Below are 20,855 nucleotides of genomic sequence, written 5' to 3' on the forward strand. Positions count from 1 at the left end.
AGCCCTAGTTTTAGTGCATTCGCGATTGATTATAAATTGTTTTGAAAACCTAGTAAACTAATTCGCCTTTAAATGAAGATATTTCACATTTATAACATAATTTAAAGTATATTTGGGAACATACATAGTGAGAGTTCATGCAAATTTGAATGTGGGGTGATTATGATGAAAAACTCGTTCCAGCATGTTTTTCAAATTTATACAAAAGATATCCGTAACATTGTCACAAACTGGGTCGTAGCTGTCATTATAGGTGGACTAATTTTTCTTCCTTCTCTTTATGCCTGGCTAAATATTTATGCCTCCATGGACCCTTACGCCCACACATCTAATATGAAAATCGCGATTGTCAATGAAGATACGGGAACCACTGTAAGAGATGAAGCAATAAATGTCGGGAATGAAGTAATTGAGACTTTACGTACGAATAAAAGCTTTACTTGGAAGCTCGAGACAGAGAAAAAAGCTAAGGAACAATTAAAAAATGGTGATTTCTTTGCAGTCATTATCATTCCAAATGATTTTTCGCAAAAACTAACCTCTATTCTAACCGACAAACCAACGAAGGCCCATATTGATTATTATGTAAATGAAAAAAAGAATCCTATTGCTCCTAAAATTACAAGTAAAGGCGCGAGCGTACTTACACAGCAGGTTTCGAATGAATTTGTATCCACCGTCAATGGGACACTTTTTTCTATTTTTAATACAATTGGAATTGAAATGGAACGTGACATTCCTGATTTCCGCAAATTTGAAAATTATGTTTTTACTATAGAACAGCATTTACCTGATATTAATTCATTTTTAACTCAAGCCTCTACCCAAGGAAAAGAGGCAAATCAATTACTTAATCAGGCACTGACACAAGTTCCACAGGTGGAACAACTAACAACAGATGGTTTAACTACCATTCAAAAGGGTTTACGTTTAGTGAATGAAGCAGATGCTTTATTTAATGAACTATCTCCTATCATCAAAAAGGATGTCACAACTGTTCAAAATATTGCCCAACATTTTACAGATATCATCAATAAGCTCAATCGTATAAATGTTGACCCTGCCTCTATTACACAAACAAAAGAGGCACTTAAAAATCAATTGTCAACTTCTAAAGATAGCATAACCAAGAGTATTCAAACGCTTGAGGCAATGCAAAAATTAATTCAGGCAGATGCTTCGACTCGTAAGCAATTAGAAGACTCTTTAACAACCATTATTGGTTCTTTACAGGAAAGTAATGCAGAAGCGAATCAACCAATCATCGAACAGCTTACAGCCATTCGCGAAGCCTTGGAACATCCTCCAAACTTCATTGATTCTACGTCAAATGCGCTTAGCTCATTACAACAATTACAGACTCTACATGACGATTTACTAAATAAAATAGATCAATTAAAGCCAATTGATAAAGATGTTATCAAGCAAGACATTACAGCTATTCAGCAAATCGCACAAAATGCTACAGCTAATTTACAAAAATTCTTATCCTACTATAACGAAAGTCTAGAGCCACAAATTCGATCGACCCTTACCAGTGCGAAACAAACTTTAACTAACGCTTCTACCATGCTGACAAATGTAAAACAATTCATACCTCAGGCAACAGATAAATTGACTCAGACCAAAAACACGCTAGGTACAGCAAATCAAGCTATTCAAAAAATACAAACTGAATTTCCAACTTTAAGTGCTAAAATCAAAGAATTAGCGAATAAACTACGAACTCTAGAAGAAGAAGCGGATCTAGCAGAGATTGTACAATTACTTAAAAATGATGTCAACGCCGAACGTGATTTCTTTGAGGAGCCTATTAAATTAAAGGAACATCGTGTATTCCCTATTGCGAACTATGGAACAGCCATGACACCGTTTTACACAGTACTCTCTATTTGGGTAGGCTGTTTACTGTTAATTTCATTATTGTCTGTGAATCTCCATGGAGATTCACCTTATAGTATTCGAGAAATTTACTTTGGTCGACTCTTAACATTTGCAACTTTCTCGTTTATTCAAACTCTAATTATTACCATTGGAGATATTTTCTTAGTAGACGGCTCCATTCAAGCACCTGCCTACTTTATCTTATTTGGACTTTTCATTAGTCTCGTATTTGTAACGGTTGTCTACACACTCGTTTCCGTCTTCGGTAATGTAGGAAAAGCATTAGCCATTGTGATGCTTGTGTTACAAATTGCAGGCTCTGGGGGAACCTATCCAGTCGAGTTATTGCCGAGGTTCTTCCAAATAATCAACCCTTTCTTACCTTTTACGTATGCGATTGAAATGATGCGTGAAGCTGTCGGCGGAATTATTTGGTCAACAGTCTGGATGGACCTCATTTTCCTATTAGGTTTCTGGTTCATTTTTATCCTGTTCGGATTCTTCTTAAAAAAATTATTGAGCGAGAAAATGGAACATTTCATGAACAAAACACGTGGATTAGATATATTTCACTGATTTTCAACGAGGCGTCTGTAAATGTTTATGAAAACGATGTTATAATGGAAGTATTGTAAACATGTAGGAGGCGCTATTTTTGAAGAAATCAATTACTATTTTTGTTGTATTGGCGTTACTGTTATTAAGTGCTTGTGGAGAAAATAAAAACAGTGCTGAAACCTCTCCTAAAGCAAATGACGCTTCACATGAAGGTCATGACCATGCAGAGGCATCTGTTGATATCCAAGAAGAAACGGCTTCTGCTGACGTCCTACCAACCTTTTTAGAGGGCAAGCAAGAAAATATACGCTTAGTCTATCAAATCGCTGGACAATCAACAGAGATTCTCGAATGGATGCCATGCTATTGCGGCTGTGGGGAATCTGCTGGCCATAAAAGTAATTTAAATTGCTTTATTCAGGAAAAACGTGAGGATGGTTCGATTGTTTGGGATGATCACGGGACACGTTGTTTAGTGTGCTTAGAGATTGCTGTCCAATCAGCACAACTGCACAAAGAAGGCAAGAGCTTAAAAGAAATTCGTCAGTTCATTGATGACACGTATAAAGAGGGCTATGCAAAACCAACACCAACGGACATGCCTGCATAAAAAAGCAAAGTCGCACATTCGCGACTTTGCTTTTATTGTTTTAGTTGATTTTTCTTTCGTTTACGAAGGATGATATACAGTATAACAGCAATGACAAGAATGAGCCCAACAAATTCTGCAATTAAAACATAGGATATTTCATCTTTTTTAGCTACTTTCACGTCTTCCTTATCAGCATTTTGATTTACGGCTACGACAAATTGTCCTTCTTTTGTTTCAATCGCAGCGTCTGCCTGAGAATTCGTCTCTTTCAAGTGAGCATAAAAGTCACCTTTTACAGAAGCATTTTCTAATGAATGAATCCATAATAAAGGCTCTTTTTGCTGCCAGAAATTTTTCGTTATGAACACATATTGGCCAATTGCCTCTGGTAAAAACCCTTGCGAGATAAGCTGCTCAGATGTGTGAGGAATTTTTGAGGCTTTCTTGGAAAGCCATGTTAGCTGTTCCATTTCTCCCATAAAAATGACTGTTATTTCATAGTCATCATCCTAATTAAATGTTATTTACCCATTACGAATTCCCGATTTTTAATTATAGTATACAACAAATGGAATGGCTAAGTTTTTATGTGAGTAATGTCACGTATAATCTAGCCCTTAAATAAAAAAGATGCCCAATAAAGGTCTATAGACCCATCAGACATCTATACTTTTTCAATCTAACCCAATTTCTTTGTATATATTTCTCTTGAAAACAAAATTGTTATCACAATGAATGGAATACATATACCAATTGTTTCAATTTTAGTTGGCGTTATTTAACAAGCTTCAAAATGGTTTTAAAATGCTCATGATCTGCCCGTTGTAGTAGCTCATACAAGATCATTTCGGTGCTAGTTGGGGAAATACCAAGCGCATGCATCTTTGTAAGCCCAATTTCTTTATTTGCCTTTGTTCGAGAGGATACGGCATCTACAACAACCTCTACTTCAAATCCTTGTTCTTTCAGCTGTCTAGCCGATTGGTACACACAAATATGTGTTTCGATACCTGTCACAATGAATTGAGTGCGTCCATTTTCCTTCATCGCTTCTACAAATGCCTCTTCTTGGCACGCACTAAAGGCCATTTTAGGAATCGGTTGCCCTTGTAAATGCTGAGCAATCTCAAGAGCTGTTCCGCCTAAACGACTTGGATTTTGTTCTAGCCATAAAATAGGTACTTCCAGTGCCTGCATTGCTTGTACGAGCTTTGCCACATTTTCAATTACCATTTCACTGTCATCAACAATTGTTGCTAACTTTCCTTGTACATCTACAACTACTAAACAAGCTTTCTCTACGGTAAACATCCTAAACACCTCTTTTTCTTTTCTTTATAATATTATACAAAAACCTGCTTATCTCTCGTAAAGTAATAAGGAAATTTCTCTAACAAGCGATTTTAATGTTTTTGCTTTAGCCTGTAGATTTCACACTTCTAATAAAGGAGTATTCGTAAATAAAAACACGAACATTATCATTTTTATTGCCATAAAAAATATTTAATATACGGAAAATATAACTTAATTTCAAAAATAACCTTCTTTTTGTTCGTTTTTAATGAAAAATACCTGCTTAAATGTGTACATTTTGTTGCGAGCCTGTCGCCATTCTGCTCAAATATTAAGAATTTTATTTTTTCTCTTGAAAATTAGGTTATAATCCAGTAAAGTTCTGTTATTAACCAAACAAGGAGTGTACCACTTTGACACAACGTGCATACAATTTCAACGCAGGTCCATCTGCTCTACCACAAGAAGTATTAGAAAATGCTCAACAGCAATTAGTAAACTTCCGTGATTCAGGTATGTCCATTATGGAAATGAGTCACCGAAGTGCCATTTTTGATGAAGTACATAACGAAGCCATTACTTTATTAAAAAAACTTTATGCTATTCCAGAAAACTATGAGGTACTATTCTTACAGGGTGGAGCAAGCCTTCAGTTTACAATGGTGCCCATGAACTTCTTAACAACTGAGCAAAAAGCTAGCTATGTATTATCAGGCTCATGGTCTGAGAAAGCTTTTAAGGAAGCTAAATTATTTGGGATACCTGTTGAAGCTGCAAGCACAAAAGAAAACCAATACCGCAATATTCCTGCTTTAGAAGATGTTCAATTCAATGAAGATGATGCATATGTTCACATCACATCTAATAATACGATATATGGTACGCAATGGAAAAACTACCCTGATACAGGAAATGTTCCATTAGTGGCAGATATGTCAAGTGACATCCTATCTAAACCAGTTGATATTGAAAAGTTCGGAATCATCTATGCTGGTGCTCAAAAAAACCTTGGTCCTTCAGGTGTAACGGTCGTAATTATTCGCAAAGATTTACTTGAAAAAGCCAATAAAAATATTCCAACGATGCTAAAGTATACAACACATGCCGATAGTAATTCACTTTATAATACACCTCCAACATTTGGGATCTATATGCTAGGCGAGGTGTTAAAATGGGTTGAAGCTAAAGGCGGCGTAGCAGAAGTTGAAAAACATAATGAATTAAAGGCAAAAGTCATTTATGATGCCATTGACAATAGTAATGGTTTCTATAAAGGCCATGCCACACCTGAAAGCCGTTCTTTAATGAACATTACATTCCGTGTTGCAGATGAGGAGCTGGAAAAACAATTCCTTGCCGAGGCAAAGGCAGCAGGTTTTGTTGGGCTAAATGGACATCGTTCAGTAGGTGGTTGTCGTGCTTCCACTTATAATGCAGTGCCCCTTGAGGCATGTGAAGCTTTACGAGATTTCATGGTAGATTTCCAACAAAAACATCAATAAACTTCTATTTAAAAGATGAATCTTTACAGAAATGTAAAGACTCATCTTTTTTCGCGCTTGTAGAAGGAAATAAGAAATCTATCCCCATACAATTAGCTTGATTAGATGTTTATAGCAATATTTCAGCTTAGGGCTTTACACATTGCAAAAGTTTTTGAGAAAAATATAGATTTTTAAGCTGCCTATCGGACATATCGCCAGCCTCTAGCTATGCACCAAACATAGATTATTACTGTAAGGGTTACCTTTACGAAAATAGAGGAAGGGAGGTCTAGACAATGGAAGATAAAAGATACATGTCACATATGAACTGGCAAGGCTGTAAATGTCCTAAAAAAGAGGAAAAATGCTGTCAACGTAAAGTTGAAAAATGTCCTTGTCAAAAAGAGGAAAAATGTACACCAAGAATGAGCAGCAACTGTAGAGGCTGTATTTGTCACCAATTAAGAAAATTAGAGCTAGCTACTACACTAGATATCTTCTTATCTGGAGGTATTAGCTTCTTAGGTGTGACTTTCATTTCCTTCGATCCAAGAAATTGCTGTGCATACTTCCTTGAGCCAGGTGCAGCAGCTGCTTCTCCTTTAATCGTAGATTGCAATAAAATTGTTGCGATTCGTCGAGTGGCAGTAGCTTAATCCTTTTAGAGGGTAGCCTTCTATAGGCACCCTCTTCTTACATAGAAAAAACTCTGTCACATTTAATGTGACAGAGTTTCATGCTTACAATCAGGACATTTACCATATATTTCAAACTTATGATTTTCAATTTCATAATCAGGCAATTTTTCACCTAACATTTCCATTGGACAAAGATTAAGCTCTTTGACGTTGCCACAGTCCATACAGATAAAATGATGGTGATGATGCGCAGATTCACAGTGCATACGGAAATTACGTTCCCCTGATAGCTCTGTTTCTTCTAATATTCCAAGTTTCACAAAAGTAGCAAGGTTACGATAAATGGTATCAAAACTCATTCCCGGAAAATCTTTTTTTAAAACATCCAATAAATCACGGGCTGTTAGATATTTATCTGTTGCTGCAAACATATCTAATATTAACTCCCGTTTATCTGTTTTTTTATAGCCATTTTCCTTTAATATTTCCCACGCTCTTGAAATATTCATTGCGCTACCTCCCCCTGCTTTGCAGCCATTTTAAATGCTACTTTCTTCCCTAGGATTACAAGTAACAAAATCAGAATAGAAGTGACAACAATCGTGCCTCCTGGCGCTAAATCCATATAAAATGCGCTAATTAGGCCAATTAGTACAGCTGTTTCTCCAAAAACAATTGCAAAAATGATGGTTTGCTTAAAGCCCTTTGCTAAGCGCATTGCGGCTGCAACAGGCAATGTCATTAGAGATGATACAAGTAAAATACCAACTATTCGCATACTTGCCGCAATGACAAGTGCTGTCACAATCATAAATAAAAGATGAACCCAACGAGCCGGAAGTCCGCTAGCTTTTGCATATTCCTCATCAAAAGACAAAACAAATAATTCTTTAAAAAATAAAAACAAAAAGACAATCACAATGGCAGCAATGCCAATCACTACCCATAAGTCTTGACGAGATACAGCAGAGACCGAGCCGAATAAATAACTCATTAAATCTGTGCTAAAACCACTGGCAAGTGAAATAAAGATGGCGCTAATTCCAATACCACCTGACATGATGATTGGAATGGCAAGCTCCTCATAGTGCTTATACAAACGTCTTAAACGCTCAATCAAGACAGAGCCACTCACAGAGGCTAGTATTCCTAGATAAATAGGATTGAGCATTGCAAAGGCTGTTACCGATTGACTAATGTATAAGCTCCCAGCAATTCCTGCGAGTGTTACATGCGACAAAGCATCCGCAATCAAGGATAGCCTACGTACAACAATAAACACACCCAGCAGTGGCGCTAGTATGCCAATTAATAATCCAGAGAAAAAGGCATTTTGTAAAAATTCATAATGTAAAATTGCTTCAATCATGTGCCTGCTCCTTCTAGTGAATCTTTCTCACGGAATGGCCATACCAAGCGTCTAGCGCATCCTGAGAAATATTATCAAATTCATTTTTATAGCCGTGGAAGTGAATAGTTTGATTCAAACATGCTACATGGCTGATACGATTCGATACCGTATCGACATCGTGTGTGACAAGAATCATCGTAATTCCTTGTTCCCGATTTAATTTCGACAGCATATCATAAAATGACTGCACATTCTCGTGATCAATGCCGACAGTTGGCTCATCTAAAATGAGCAGTTTGGGATCACTGACTAAAGCTCTTGCAATAAAAACACGTTGTTGTTGTCCACCAGATAGCTCTCCAATGTTGCGATTCATATAAGCATCCATGCCAACTGCCTTTAAAGCTTCTTGTACTTTGTCTTTGGCATCTCGGCCAGGTCTTTTAAAAAGCCCTAATTTTTTCGTTAATCCACTTTTCACGACCTCTTGCACAGTTGCCGGGAACCCAGAATTAAAGGCATTGGATTTTTGCGAGACATAGCCAATCCATTCACGGTGCTTAAAATTTGCACTTGGTTCACCAAATAATTTTATTTCTCCGGATAAAGGTTTCAGCAAACCTAAAATTATTTTTAGTAGTGTTGATTTTCCCGAACCATTTGGGCCGAGTAGTGCTAAAAAATCTCCCTCTTCTACACGAAAAGAAATGTTTTTTAAAACTTGCGTATAGTCATATTGAAATGACACATTTTCAATGTCAATTAGTGTTGTCTTCATGCATGATCGCTTCTTTCTAATTCAAAATCATTACGATTTACAAATTGTAAGTATAAAGGAAAGTGCAGTTTTTGTAAAGAAAAGAGGATGGATGCTTTTTCGAACAGCTGATTGCAAGTGTGTAAATGATTTCGTGAAAATAAATAAGATAAAGGAGGATTGACTTTGAGTATTCAATTTTTACAGCAATTAGCACAAAGCACGGATAAGGAAATTGTCGCGATTGCTCGTGAAGAAGGCTTTAGCATTACGACTTCTGAAGTAAAAAAACTTCGACCTTATTTGGAGCAATTCTCATTTTCTTGGCTATTTTTAGGTATTCCTAAAGATATTCTTGTTGAAGTGGAGGCCGTTTTAGGAAGAAAGCGCTCTCGTCAACTCATCGCCTTGTTTACAAAATAAAGCCCGAAATCAGAACTAGCCTGATTTCGGGTTATTGCTTTTAGCCTTTTAAAGCTTCAATATGTTCAGGCTTAAAAGTACCGTTTCGTAACATATCAATTTCCACTTTATACGGAGCTACCTTAGATTTAGCGTCACTCTTGAGAGGGACAAAGGGTGTTTCTAAAATTTTAGGAACATCCATTAATTGTGGATGGTGTACTACATAGTTGAGGGCATCAAAGCCAATATGACCAAAGCCAATATTTTCGTGACGATCCTTACCTGCACCGCGCACATTTTTGGAGTCATTGATATGCAATACTTTAATGCGTTCCACGCCTATAATTTTATCAAATTCGTTTAATACACCATCAAAATCTTCCACGATATTATAGCCAGCATCATGTGTATGACAAGTATCAAAGCATACTGAAAGTCGCTCGTTATTCGTTACACCATCAATAATTTTAGCAAGTTCTTCAAAGGAACGCCCACATTCTGTCCCCTTCCCTGCCATGGTTTCTAATGCAATTTGAACGGGATAGTCCTGAGATAGTACCTCATTTAAACCTTCAATGATTTTAGCAATACCAGCATCAGCACCAGCACCTACATGGGCACCAGGGTGTAAAACAATTTGCGTTGCCTCCAGTGCCGCAGTACGTTCAATTTCCGATTGTAGAAAATCTACACCGAGACGGAATGTTTCTGGTTTTTCCGTATTGCCAATATTAATAATGTAAGGTGCATGTACAACAATATTGGTCATCCCATGCTCTTTCATATGCAGGAGTCCATTCATAATGTTCAAGTCAGCAATGGCTTTGCGACGTGTATTTTGCGGTGCTCCAGTATAAATCATAAATGTATTGGCTCCGTATGACAGTGCCTCTTTACTAGACCCGAGTAGCATTTCTTTACCGCTCATCGAAACATGTGAGCCAAGTAACATGTAAAAGCCCCCTTATTTTTTACCGCGTGCCTTTAAGCGACGTTCACGTTTTTTAATTTTTTCCATTTCCCACTTCATATTACGTTTATAGCCAGGTTTTACCTTTTTGGGCTTACGTACCAACGATTTTGCTTTCACATCAATTTCATTCTCTTGCTTCACACGGTTTTTACGTGCATGACGCTCTTTTAACTCTGACCATTCGCCATCTTTTACATCTTTTTGCACAAAAGGAATGCCCATTTTTTCTACGCGAACTACTGCATCCTCGTCTGATGGCTCAAATAAAGTAATGGCTGTCCCTTTATTGCCTGCACGCGCTGTTCGACCAACACGGTGAATAAAGAATTCTAAGTCCTCTGGAATCTCGTAGTTAATAACATGAGAAATGCCTTGGATATCAATACCACGAGCAGCTAAGTCAGTTGCTACAATGTATTGGTAGTCAAGATCACGGATTTGCTTCATCATTTTTTTACGATCACGTGGACTTAAATCACCGTGAATTTGGCCACAACGGATACCATGCTCATTTAAGTAGCCAGCAACGTGTTCTGCTGTCTTACGTGTGTTGGTAAAGATAACAGCTAAAAAGGGATTAATGCCCTCAATGACTTCTAATAAACGTTTATTACGCGATTTTGAACGCACTGGTACAAGGACAAAATCGATGCCTTCTGCCACTGGTCGTTTATCATTCATATGGACATGCACTGGGGCTTCCATATATTTCTTTAAAAATGGTTGAAGTTTTTCTGGAATTGTTGCAGAAAAAACATACATTTCAAGCTTTTCTGGCATCTGTGAAGCAAATCCATCAATCTCTTCAATGAAGCCCATATCAAAAGCTAGATCCGCTTCATCGACAACTAAAATTGGTGCTGTATGCACAAATAACGCTTGTGCTGAAACAAGGTCACGAATACGTCCTGGTGTTCCAACAACAATTTGTGGCTGTGTTTTTAATTTATCAATAGAGCGTTGTTTGTCCGTACCCCCAATAAATAGTTTTGCTTGAATAGCAGTTCCTTCTATTAATTGATTTAATGCATCAAAAATTTGCTGTGCTAACTCTCGTGTAGGAGAAGTAATAACGGCCTGTACTTCCTGTTTTTCTACATCAATACGTTGAACAATTGGAATTAAAAAACTATGTGTTTTCCCTGTTCCTGTATGTGCCTGTCCAATAGCACTTTTCCCTTTTAATAAAAGCGGAATAATTTCTTTTTGAATTGGTGTCGGTTCTGTAAAGCCAAGATTTGCAATGGCGTCCTGCAAAAATGGCTGAAAATTATAATCAGTATATTTTGACATCATTCGTTCCTCCTAACATCTTTTTCATTGTACCATGATTCGAACTTTAAGGTATATTTACGTTCTATTTCTTACTAGCATAAACATATTTTTAATGTTTTATTATCACCGTAACAAAGCCCTTATCAAAGGTACTTGAAATACGCAGAATATGCAATCAAAAAAGCGCTGTAACAATGTTCGAAAACGCTTGTAATATGTAAATTTTATGTCAATTTATAGGGAACTAATGATTAGCAGATTCCCCACATGTTATAATAGAGCTGTAAGATATTATGGGAGGTTGGTAGATTATGAAAGCAGCAAGATGGTATAAAGCAAAAGACATCCGTGTAGAAAACATTGAAGAACCAGTCATCGCACCTGGAAAAGTAAAAATCAAAGTACATTGGACAGGGATTTGTGGCAGTGATTTACATGAATACGCAGCTGGGCCAATCTTTATTCCAGTGGAGCAACCTCACTATGTAAGTAAAGACATAGCACCTATTGTAATGGGACATGAATTTTCAGGTGAAGTAGTTGAAATTGGCGATGGTGTTACATCTGTTAAAATTGGTGATCCTGTAGTAGTAGAACCAATCCTTGCATGTGGCGAATGTGCTGCCTGTAAAAAAGGTAAATATAATATTTGTAAACATTTAGGTTTCCATGGTCTTTCAGGCGGTGGCGGAGGATTCTCCGAATATACAATGGTAGATGAAAAAATGGTTCACAAAATGCCAGAAGGGCTTTCTTATGAGCAAGGAGCACTTGTAGAACCAGCAGCAGTCGCTTTACATGCCGTGCGTCAAAGTAAATTAAAAGCCGGTGACAAAGCTGCCGTCTTTGGAACAGGACCAATTGGGCTTCTTGTCATTGAAGCATTACGTGCAGCGGGCGCAGCAGAAATTTATGCTGTAGAGCTTTCAGCAGAGCGTGCCGCGAAAGCTTTAGAACTTGGTGCAACAGCCGTCATTAACCCTAAAGATGAAGATGCCGTTGTGCGTCTACATGAATTAACAAATGGTGGTGTAGATGTTGCCTTTGAAGTAACGGGCGTTCCTGTGGTATTACAACAAGCTATTGACTCCACAACTTTTGAAGGTGAAACAATCATCGTATCGATTTGGGAGTCTACAGCTGCTATCCAACCGAACAATATCGTTCTATCAGAGCGAACAGTCAAAGGAATTATTGCCTACCGCGATATCTTCCCAGCCGTAATGGAGCTGATGACACAAGGTTACTTCCCTGCAGACAAGCTTGTAACGAAACGAATTGCTCTTGATGAAGTGGTAACAGAAGGCTTTGAGGCATTAATGAAGGAACGTAATCATATTAAAATTCTTGTAAATTCTCAAGCATAAAATACGATCAGGTAGAGAACCAAGCATTTCTCTACCTGATTTTATGGTTATTATTGTTGTTTATTATCCATTTTTTTCATGATTGTTAAATTTGCCATTAGAACGTTCACTTTATTTTCTCCAAAGATCCCTAGTGTTCGTTTCTCCGTATTTTCTTCAATGATTTTTTCAATCTCATCTTCTGAAAGACCGCTTGCTAGGGCAATGCGCTTCACTTGAATGTTTGCAGCCTTCACACTAATATGTGGATCCAGCCCTGAGCCAGAAGCGGTCATTAAATCTGCAGGTATATCTTGGCGTTTTACTGTTGGGTTTGCTAGTAGAAACTTCTTGATATCTGCTTCAATTCGCTTCTTCAATTCTGGATTAGATGGTGCATAGTTAAAAGTTCCAGAGGTCACTCCACTATAATTTAACTGACCATTTTTGTCTGGTACCGTATCATCCTCAGTATAAACATTATAATGAATGGCTGAAACACGTCCCCAGAAATATGATGGTGCTGAAAAGGATTGACCGATCAGTTCTGAACCAACAGCTTTACCATTGATTTCTAGTAAACTACCATTTGCTTGATGATGAAGTAATCCTTGAGCTAAAGCAGTCACCGCAAACGGGTAGATTAGCCCACACAGTATAAACATTGTTATAGTAATAAGAATTGCTTGCTTTAAGTTCACAAATAGTTTCCGCATGTACCTTCCTCCTATAGCCCAAAACTACGGCAAAGTGGACCAACTAGTATGTCAATTAACTTAATCCCAATAAAAGGGGCTATAATACCACCTAAACCATAGACTAATAAATTTTTATTCAAAAGTTTTGAAGCACTCATAGGTTTATACGTTACACCCTTTATTGCAATTGGAATTAACAAGGGAATAATGACTGCATTAAAAATTAAGGCAGAAATAATCGCACTTGTTGACGAATTAAGTTTCATTATGTTTAATGCGCTCATCTCAGGTACAGCCACCATCAACATAGCAGGTATGATGGCAAAATATTTTGCTATATCGTTAGCGATACTAAATGTTGTTAAAGCGCCACGTGTCATCAAAAGCTGCTTCCCTATCTCTACAATTTCAATAATTTTAGTTGGATTTGAATCTAAATCAACCATGTTAGCTGCTTCTTTTGCTGCATTTGTACCTGAATTCATTGCAAGACCAACATTGGCCTGCGCTAACGCTGGTGCATCATTTGTACCATCACCAGTCATTGCTACTACCTTCCCTTGTGCCTGTTCATCCTTAATGACTTGAATCTTATCCTCAGGTTTGCTTTCTGCGATAAAGCTATCTACCCCAGCTTCCTTTGCAATGGCTGCTGCAGTAAGTGGATTATCTCCTGTACACATAATGGTTTTAATTCCCATTTCACGAAGCTGTTCAAAACGTTCCTTTAGTCCAGCCTTGACAATATCCTTAAGATAAATAACGCCTAAAATCTTATCATTCAGTGCTACGACCAGAGGCGTCCCCCTACTGTAGATACTTGTTGAACCAGCAACTCTAAATTTGAAGGAATACTGTACCCTGCCTTCAAACTCTCTCTTTTTATTGTATCGTAGGCACCTTTTCGAATTTTTGTGCCATCCACCCTATCCAAGCCACTCATTCGTGTTTGTGCAGTAAAGGGAATATGTTTACTTGTTTGGATAATGTTTTTTTCACCGTCCGTATTCACCCCTAATTCGCAAGCAAGCGTTAAGATAGATTTTCCCTCAGGTGTATCATCTGTTAGAGAACTAAGCCATGCAGCTTGCATTAACTCTTCCCTGACAACTCCTTTTACTGGTAGAAACTCAGCTGCCATTCGATTGCCATATGTTATCGTGCCAGTCTTATCTAAGATTAATGTATCCACATCTCCGCAGGCTTCCACCGCTCTTCCAGACATTGCGATGACGTTAAATTGTGTTACCCTATCCATACCAGCAATACCAATTGCGGATAATAATCCACCAATCGTCGTAGGAATTAAACAAACTGTAAGTGCTATTAATGTTGCGATAGAAATTGGCACATTCAAATAAATAGTCATTGGATAGAGGGACACTACCACTAACAGAAAGATAATTGTTAAACTTACTAGAAGTGTATTAAGGGCTATTTCATTTGGTGTTTTCTTACGGCTAGCCCCTTCAATTAGCGTAATCATTTTATCCAGAAATGATTCACCAGGCAATGAAGTAATTTCAATCATCAACCAATCACTCGTAACCGTTGTACCACCCGTAACGGATGAAAAATCTCCACCTCGTTCTTTTACAACAGGGGCAGATTCACCTGTTATTGCTGATTCATCCACAGTTGCAATGCCATCAATGACTTCTCCATCATTTGGAATTACCTCTCCAGCTTGAACTAATACGATATCTCCTTTTTTTAGGTCATGGGCCTGTTTAAAGATTTCCGTACCATCATGAAGCAAAACACGAGCCTGTGTCACTGTCTTTGTTTTTTTTAAAGTTTGAACTTGTGCTTTACCTCTTCCTTCTGCAATTGACTCTGCAAAATTAGCAAATAGAATTGTAACAAAAAGTAGGATAGCAACTATTCCATTGTATAATCGAGCGTGTTCTTCTACTACACTCCCAAACATATTTGGAAAAAGAACTAATAGCAGCACAAACAAAAATCCTACTTCTACAACAAACATAACAGGGTTTTTTAGCATATAAGTGGGACTAAACTTCTTTAAAGCATCTATCATGGCATTTTTCAGCATCTTACTTGTCAAAAAACTCTTTTTTACTGTTTCCATATGCTCTCTCCTCCATTAAGAATAAAGTTGTAAATGCTCTGTAATTGGACCAAGTGCTAAAGCTGGTAAAAATGTTAGCGCACCAATCATTAAAACGATAGCCACAAGTAAAAAAGTGAAAGTAGTATTATCCGTTTTTAATGTTCCTATTGAATCACTGTGCCAAAACTTTTTGGCAAGTAGAGACGCAATCGCCAGTTGAATGATTATGGTTAAATATCGTCCAAAGAACATGGCAAGTCCTGTTGTTACGTTCCAAAATGTGGAATTATCTGCTAACCCTTCAAACCCTGAGCCGTTGTTGGCAGAGGCCGAAGCAAACTCATATAAAACCTGTGATAATCCGTGTGCACCTGGATTCGTTATTCCTGCTAATCCTGTTGGTGTTACAACTGCTAGTGCTGAAAATAGCAAAATAATAGCCGGATGAATCAAAATGCATAGTGCAATTAACTTCATTTCTTTCTCTTCAATCTTTTTACCTAAAAACTGAGGAGATCGCCCAATCATTAAACAGGCAATAAAAATTGTTAGTAGAACATACATCATCATGTTCATCAGGCCGACCCCTTTACCACCAAACACAACATTTAGCATCATATTAAACATCGGCACTAGACCACCAAGAGGCGTCAATGTATCGTGCATATTGTTAACAGATCCTGTTGTGAACGCGGTAGTGACAGTGGTAAATAATGCTGATTGTACTACTCCAAAACGCATTTCTTTCCCTTCCATGCTCCCTAGCTCCTGTGTTATACCGAGTTCACTTATCATTGGATTACCAGCCTTCTCTGCTATGTACACAGTCACTAATCCGAGTAGAAACAATATACTCATTGCTGCAAAAATAGCTAAACCTTGTTTTCCAAAAATAGTTTTCTTTTTTCTATAAGCGATCATCAAACTAAAGGCAACTACACAAGCGCCCGGCAATAGCATCATCGATAACATCTCCACTACATTTGAGAGAACGGTTGGATTTTCAAAAGGTGTTGTTGAATTGGCTCCGTTAAAGCCCCCACCATTCGTACCTACATGCTTAATTGATTCTAGAGAAGCGACAGGTCCAAGTGCAATATCTTGTAATTTTCCTTCGATCGTTTGTACTGTTTTATTTGCACTTAAGGTTTGTGGTGTCCCTTGAGATACTAAGATAATGGCAACAACGATGGAGATAGGCATTAAAATACGCGTAATAACACGAACAAAATCAATAAAGAAATTCCCAATAGTATCTGTTTTTGCAACAAGACGACGACAGAATGCCATACAAGCTGCATAACCCGTAGCTGCAGATGTAAACATCATGAAGATAATGACTAGCATCTGTGATAAATAGCTGAGTCCAGATTCACCACTATAATGTTGAAGGTTTGTATTCGTCATAAAAGAAATGATCGTGTTAAATGAAAGTGTAGCTTCCATACTGCTAATATTATTTGGATTTAAAAACAGTAAAGCTTGAATGCGCAACAAAATATATCCAATAAAAACCATAAATGCATTTGAAAGTATTAATGAAAGTACATATTCTTTACCATTCATATCTACTTGTTTAATGCCACACAATTTATAAATGACTGCGTCAACTTTGTCTAGAATAGGATCAAGCCAAGTTTTTTGGTGTAATGTTACCCGATATAGATAATGCCCCGTTAAGATAACGAGCGGTAAATAAATAATTAATACGATGGCTATTTGCCACATAGTGCATTACCTCCTAACAGCCTTTAATAATTTTCAGGACAAAGTAATGCATGCCCTAGATAACCAAACAAGAACACAAGTACAATTCCAATAAAAATCCACATTTCTATTTCCTCCTTATTGCTCATCTACTAGTTTGAAGCACCATGTGGTTAATGACAAAAGACTTCCAAAGCTTATCAGTAGCAATACAACCATATAAAAGTCCATCAATATAATCCCCCTCCTTCATTCAGGTTGTTTTCATCATACTCACTTTCAAATTAATGTAGTGTTAGGAAATCTACTTTTCTATTAAGAAAGCATAAAGAGGCAAAATCTTTATACTTTCTTAATGGAAGTTAACGCTATAATACAAATGAGGTGAACGAGGATGGAAAATACACGTCCAACTCCTGAGATGTTTTTAGCAAGACTTCAACAGGAGCAACAATTTGTAGGGAATTTAAAAATCTTTCTCGGTTATGCTGCTGGAGTAGGTAAAACGTACGCAATGTTAGATGCCGCACATCAAGCTCAAAAATTAGGTAAAGATGTGGTGGTTGGCTATGTAGAACCACATCCTCGTCCAGATACGTTAGCTTTACTAGAAGGGCTTGAGCAAATTCCTACGAAAAAAATAACCTATAGAGGCAAAGCTTTTTATGAATTAGATATTGATGCCGTATTGCAGCGCAAGCCAGAAATTGTTCTTATCGATGAATTGGCACATTCCAATGTTCCAACAATGCGGCACAAGAAGCGTTTTGGAGATGTTGAAGAACTACTTTCAAAGGGGATTCATGTTTATACAACTGTAAATATTCAACATATTGAAAGCCTTCATGACTTAGTAGAAGAAATTACTGATATTAAAGTACGAGAGCGTATCCCTGATTACTTAATTGATCAAGCATCTCAAATAAAAGTCGTAGACATTGAACCAGATGAGCTAATACAACGCCTACAAGAAGGGAAAGTTTATGCAAAGCAACAAGCGGAAAAAGCACTGCATTCTTTTTTCCGCAAAAAAAATTTAGTGTCATTACGAGAAATCGCATTACGTAGAGCAGCGGATACAATTAACTATAAACAACTAAACAACCAAGAATCTGTCAAACACCCTGTACAAATAGAAGAACACCTACTAGTTGGTATCAGTAGTTCTCCTACAAATGCAAAAGTTATTAGAACCACTGCAAGACTTGCACAAGCATTACACGGTAAATTTACTGCTCTTTATGTGCAAAACCTGCAGGAGAATGAAGGAAATAGTGCAAATTCTGAACGATTACAACAACACATTAAACTTGTTGAACAGCTTGGCGGCCATGTCGTCATTGTTCAAGAAGACGACGTAGCAGCAGCCCTTGCTAATTATGCTCAAATTAGCGGGGTCACAAAACTTGTTATCGGACGAACAAGTATGAGGAAAAAATGGTGGCGACCTAGCACAAAAATAAGTGACCGCCTGAATGAATTTGTTCCGAACTTAGCTCTACACATCGTACCAGATCAAGAAAATGAACCATTTTATTTTCCAAGTATCAGTAATAAATTATCATTTGAATGGCTTGATTTGTTCAAAATGTTTATCGTATTTTGCTTCATATCAGTTGTCGGCTTATATCTATATACAATTGGTATAAGCGAGTCAAACATCATTACAATTTACATTTTAGGGGTCCTCATCCTTGCTATTTGGTCAACAGGGTCGATGATGAGTATTATTAACTCCATTATTGCTGTTTTACTTTTTAATTACTTTTTTACAGAGCCTCGATTTTCATTTGATGCTTATCATCGTGACTATCCAATGACATTTTTTATCATGTTTATTTCCGGAGTAATTACGAGTAGCTTAACAAAGAAGATAAAGGAGCAAACCATTATAGCCATTCGTAAATCTTATCGAATGGAGGTACTCCTTGAAACAAATCGTAGGCTTCAACATGCTAAGTCTATGGAAGAAATAATAGTTGAAGGCATGTCTCAAATTGTTAAATTAGTAGAAAAGCCTGTACAATTTTTCGAAATAAATAACCAGGTAATTGAGAAATCCTCTTTCTTTCGTACTGAAACAATGTCTAGTAGTGAAAATCAAAAAATAGCTGTACTTTTCGATAATCCAAATGAATGTGGTGTTGTTAGTTGGGTGACAAATAATAGGCATGTAGCAGGTGTATCCACAGACATATTTCCTGAAGTGAACGCTTATTATATACCTGTAATCTCTAACGGAGATGTGAAGGGTGTTATAGGTATTGCCCTATCTAAAGTCTCCCCATTGCCTGCATTTGAGCGCAATATTTTGCACGCCATTATTAATGATTTTTCATTCGCCTTGGATAAATGGTATTTACAGAAACTTAATGAGGAAGTAGCGCGAGAAGCTGAAATGGAACAGATGCGAGCTAACCTTTTACGTGCAATCTCTCATGACCTTAGGACACCACTCACTGCTATCTCTGGAAATGCAGATATATTACTCAACAATGCACCACTAATACCAGAGATTGAAAAAAATAAATTATATGAAGATATTTATAAAAATTCAAAATGGCTTGTACAAATGGTTGAAAATTTACTAGCTGTATCTAAGTTAGAGGATGGGCAATTTGCGTTAGAAATGCAAATTGAACTAGTAGAAGATATTATTCAAGAGGCACTTTCCCATGTTGTTCGTCACAACAATACACATAAAATATCTTATGAAATTAAACCTGAGTTTTTATTTGCTGTAATGGATGCTCGATTAATCATACAAGTTTTCATTAATATCATCGATAATGCATTGACTTACACCCCACCAGGCAGTGCCATTACTATTATAGTGAAAGAATCTGATGGGTTCGTAAGTTTTAGTATTTCTGATAATGGGCCTGGAATCGATGACGCTTTAAAAAGTAGCTTGTTTGAGCCATTTACAACTGGAAAAGTACAGCGCAGCGATAGTAGACGAGGTCTTGGTTTAGGCTTGGCACTCTGTCAAACAATTTTAAAATTACATGGTAGCAGCATAAACGTTTCAGATAATAAACCTCAAGGAACGATTTTTAACTTTTCACTGAAAAAAGGAGTAATGAAATTTGATGAGTAAACGAATTCTTGTAATAGAGGACGATGTAGCAATTGCCAATTTAATTAAAATGACATTAGCGACAAACCATTATGAATACGACATTGCACGTGATGGTAGTAGTGCACTTCAAAAGGCTCTTACCATAAAACCTGACGTTTTTATTTTAGATTTAGGTCTACCAGACATAGATGGCGTAGAACTAATCACAAAAATTAGAAGTTGGAATCAAACACCAATTATCGTCGTAAGTGCTCGTGGAGAAGAACATGATAAAATTAATGCTTTGGATGCAGGTGCAGATGATTATGTAACTAAACCATTTAGTGTGGAAGAATTATTAGCAAGAATTCGGGTTGCCTTAAGAAGAATGGCCTATGAACAACCACTTGAAAAAGAGAATCCCATTTTCACAAATGGTTATCTTCAAATTAATTATGTTGATCAAACAGTATTTGTAAATGGAAAAGAAATACATGTAACGCCGATTGAATATAAACTTTTAATTGTTTTATCCAAAAATGTTGGAAAAGTTCTAACACATAATTATATTTTAAAGGAAATCTGGCAAAATGCTCTTCAATCAGATGTTCCAAGTTTACGAGTATTTATGGCTACACTTCGAAAAAAAATAGAAGTTAATCCAGCACAGCCCAAACTTATTCAGACACATGTACGGATAGGCTATCGAATGCTTCGCTATCATGAAGAAGATGAATGAATTTGGAACCTAAGGTCTAG

The 20,855-nt window shown here is 37.1% G+C and carries 17 protein-coding genes and 1 pseudogene; 8 read left to right on the forward strand and 10 right to left on the reverse strand.

Going from position 1 to position 20,855, the window contains the following annotated elements:
* Nucleotides 1–162: 162 nt before the first annotated feature.
* Together NP781_RS13955 and NP781_RS13960 are read left to right on the forward strand one after the other, a co-directional pair.
* The gene (locus NP781_RS13955; protein WP_257520180.1) at nucleotides 163–2,460 is read left to right on the forward strand and encodes a YhgE/Pip domain-containing protein; all 2,298 of its coding nucleotides are present in this window, start codon (nucleotides 163–165) and stop codon (nucleotides 2,458–2,460) included.
* 79 nt (nucleotides 2,461–2,539) lie between these two features.
* Nucleotides 2,540–3,052: a PCYCGC motif-containing (lipo)protein gene (locus tag NP781_RS13960; RefSeq protein ID WP_004227258.1), complete on the forward strand. Its 513-nt coding sequence runs from the start codon at nucleotides 2,540–2,542 to the stop codon at nucleotides 3,050–3,052.
* Nucleotides 3,053–3,084: 32 nt separating this feature from the next.
* Here the strand turns inward: NP781_RS13960 and NP781_RS13965 are convergent, their stop codons facing one another.
* Both NP781_RS13965 and NP781_RS13970 read right to left on the reverse strand, forming a co-directional pair.
* Nucleotides 3,085–3,504: a hypothetical protein gene (locus NP781_RS13965; RefSeq protein ID WP_257520181.1), complete on the reverse strand. Its 420-nt coding sequence runs from the start codon at nucleotides 3,502–3,504 to the stop codon at nucleotides 3,085–3,087.
* A 304-nt stretch (nucleotides 3,505–3,808) separates the two neighbouring features.
* Complete coding sequence (locus NP781_RS13970) at nucleotides 3,809–4,345, reverse strand: hydrolase (RefSeq protein ID WP_004227254.1); 537 nt, start codon at nucleotides 4,343–4,345, stop codon at nucleotides 3,809–3,811.
* Nucleotides 4,346–4,740: 395 nt separating this feature from the next.
* Between NP781_RS13970 and serC the strand changes: the two genes are divergently transcribed.
* Nucleotides 4,741–5,829 (forward strand): 3-phosphoserine/phosphohydroxythreonine transaminase, encoded by a 1,089-nt coding sequence (serC, locus tag NP781_RS13975; RefSeq protein ID WP_257520182.1) that lies wholly within the window; start codon nucleotides 4,741–4,743, stop codon nucleotides 5,827–5,829.
* A gap of 278 nt (nucleotides 5,830–6,107) precedes the next feature.
* Entirely contained in the window at nucleotides 6,108–6,467 is a 360-nt protein-coding gene (locus tag NP781_RS13980; protein WP_004227250.1) for a hypothetical protein, read from the forward strand.
* Nucleotides 6,468–6,529: 62 nt separating this feature from the next.
* On the opposite strand, the gene NP781_RS13985 is transcribed toward NP781_RS13980, so the two are convergent.
* From NP781_RS13985 to NP781_RS13995, 3 genes are read right to left on the reverse strand one after another with little or no spacing between them, the layout of a single operon-like run.
* A complete protein-coding gene (locus NP781_RS13985) occupies nucleotides 6,530–6,958 on the reverse strand; it encodes a Fur family transcriptional regulator (RefSeq protein WP_004227247.1) in 429 nt (142 codons plus the stop codon).
* A complete protein-coding gene (locus tag NP781_RS13990; protein WP_221680098.1) occupies nucleotides 6,955–7,818 on the reverse strand; it encodes a metal ABC transporter permease in 864 nt (287 codons plus the stop codon). Before NP781_RS13990 ends, NP781_RS13985 begins: the two co-directional genes overlap by 4 nt.
* Before the next feature lie 13 nt (nucleotides 7,819–7,831).
* Nucleotides 7,832–8,578 (reverse strand): metal ABC transporter ATP-binding protein, encoded by a 747-nt coding sequence (locus NP781_RS13995; RefSeq protein ID WP_257520183.1) that lies wholly within the window; start codon nucleotides 8,576–8,578, stop codon nucleotides 7,832–7,834.
* Nucleotides 8,579–8,743: 165 nt separating this feature from the next.
* Here NP781_RS13995 and NP781_RS14000 point away from each other — a divergent pair, with 165 nt between their 5' ends.
* Nucleotides 8,744–8,980: a Nif11 family protein gene (locus NP781_RS14000; RefSeq protein ID WP_004227236.1), complete on the forward strand. Its 237-nt coding sequence runs from the start codon at nucleotides 8,744–8,746 to the stop codon at nucleotides 8,978–8,980.
* A 40-nt stretch (nucleotides 8,981–9,020) separates the two neighbouring features.
* Here the strand turns inward: NP781_RS14000 and NP781_RS14005 are convergent, their stop codons facing one another.
* Together NP781_RS14005 and NP781_RS14010 are read right to left on the reverse strand one after the other, a co-directional pair.
* Entirely contained in the window at nucleotides 9,021–9,914 is an 894-nt protein-coding gene (locus NP781_RS14005; RefSeq protein ID WP_221680096.1) for a deoxyribonuclease IV, read from the reverse strand.
* A gap of 12 nt (nucleotides 9,915–9,926) precedes the next feature.
* Entirely contained in the window at nucleotides 9,927–11,228 is a 1,302-nt protein-coding gene (locus NP781_RS14010) for a DEAD/DEAH box helicase (RefSeq protein WP_004227232.1), read from the reverse strand.
* A 293-nt stretch (nucleotides 11,229–11,521) separates the two neighbouring features.
* Between NP781_RS14010 and NP781_RS14015 the strand changes: the two genes are divergently transcribed.
* Nucleotides 11,522–12,577: a 2,3-butanediol dehydrogenase gene (locus tag NP781_RS14015; RefSeq protein ID WP_257520184.1), complete on the forward strand. Its 1,056-nt coding sequence runs from the start codon at nucleotides 11,522–11,524 to the stop codon at nucleotides 12,575–12,577.
* A 50-nt stretch (nucleotides 12,578–12,627) separates the two neighbouring features.
* On the opposite strand, the gene kdpC is transcribed toward NP781_RS14015, so the two are convergent.
* From kdpC to kdpA, 3 genes and pseudogenes are all read right to left on the reverse strand, one after another.
* Entirely contained in the window at nucleotides 12,628–13,272 is a 645-nt protein-coding gene (gene kdpC / locus NP781_RS14020) for a potassium-transporting ATPase subunit KdpC (RefSeq protein ID WP_257520185.1), read from the reverse strand.
* An 11-nt stretch (nucleotides 13,273–13,283) separates the two neighbouring features.
* A pseudogene (kdpB, locus tag NP781_RS14025) lies at nucleotides 13,284–15,346 on the reverse strand (potassium-transporting ATPase subunit KdpB).
* Between the two features lie 15 nt (nucleotides 15,347–15,361).
* Nucleotides 15,362–17,056: a potassium-transporting ATPase subunit KdpA gene (gene kdpA / locus NP781_RS14030; protein ID WP_257520186.1), complete on the reverse strand. Its 1,695-nt coding sequence runs from the start codon at nucleotides 17,054–17,056 to the stop codon at nucleotides 15,362–15,364.
* Nucleotides 17,057–17,429: 373 nt separating this feature from the next.
* On the opposite strand from kdpA, the gene NP781_RS14035 reads away from it, so the two are divergent.
* Nucleotides 17,430–20,135 carry a sensor histidine kinase gene (locus NP781_RS14035; RefSeq protein WP_257520187.1) on the forward strand — a complete coding sequence of 902 codons (2,706 nt, stop codon included), beginning with the start codon at nucleotides 17,430–17,432 and terminating at the stop codon, nucleotides 20,133–20,135.
* Nucleotides 20,128–20,835: a response regulator transcription factor gene (locus NP781_RS14040; RefSeq protein ID WP_257520188.1), complete on the forward strand. Its 708-nt coding sequence runs from the start codon at nucleotides 20,128–20,130 to the stop codon at nucleotides 20,833–20,835. The genes NP781_RS14035 and NP781_RS14040 overlap by 8 nt, the downstream gene beginning before the upstream one ends.
* The last annotated feature ends 20 nt before the right edge of the window (nucleotides 20,836–20,855 follow it).

The sequence above is a fragment of the Lysinibacillus sp. FN11 genome (assembly GCF_024628845.1).
Taxonomy (GTDB): domain Bacteria; phylum Bacillota; class Bacilli; order Bacillales_A; family Planococcaceae; genus Lysinibacillus; species Lysinibacillus capsici.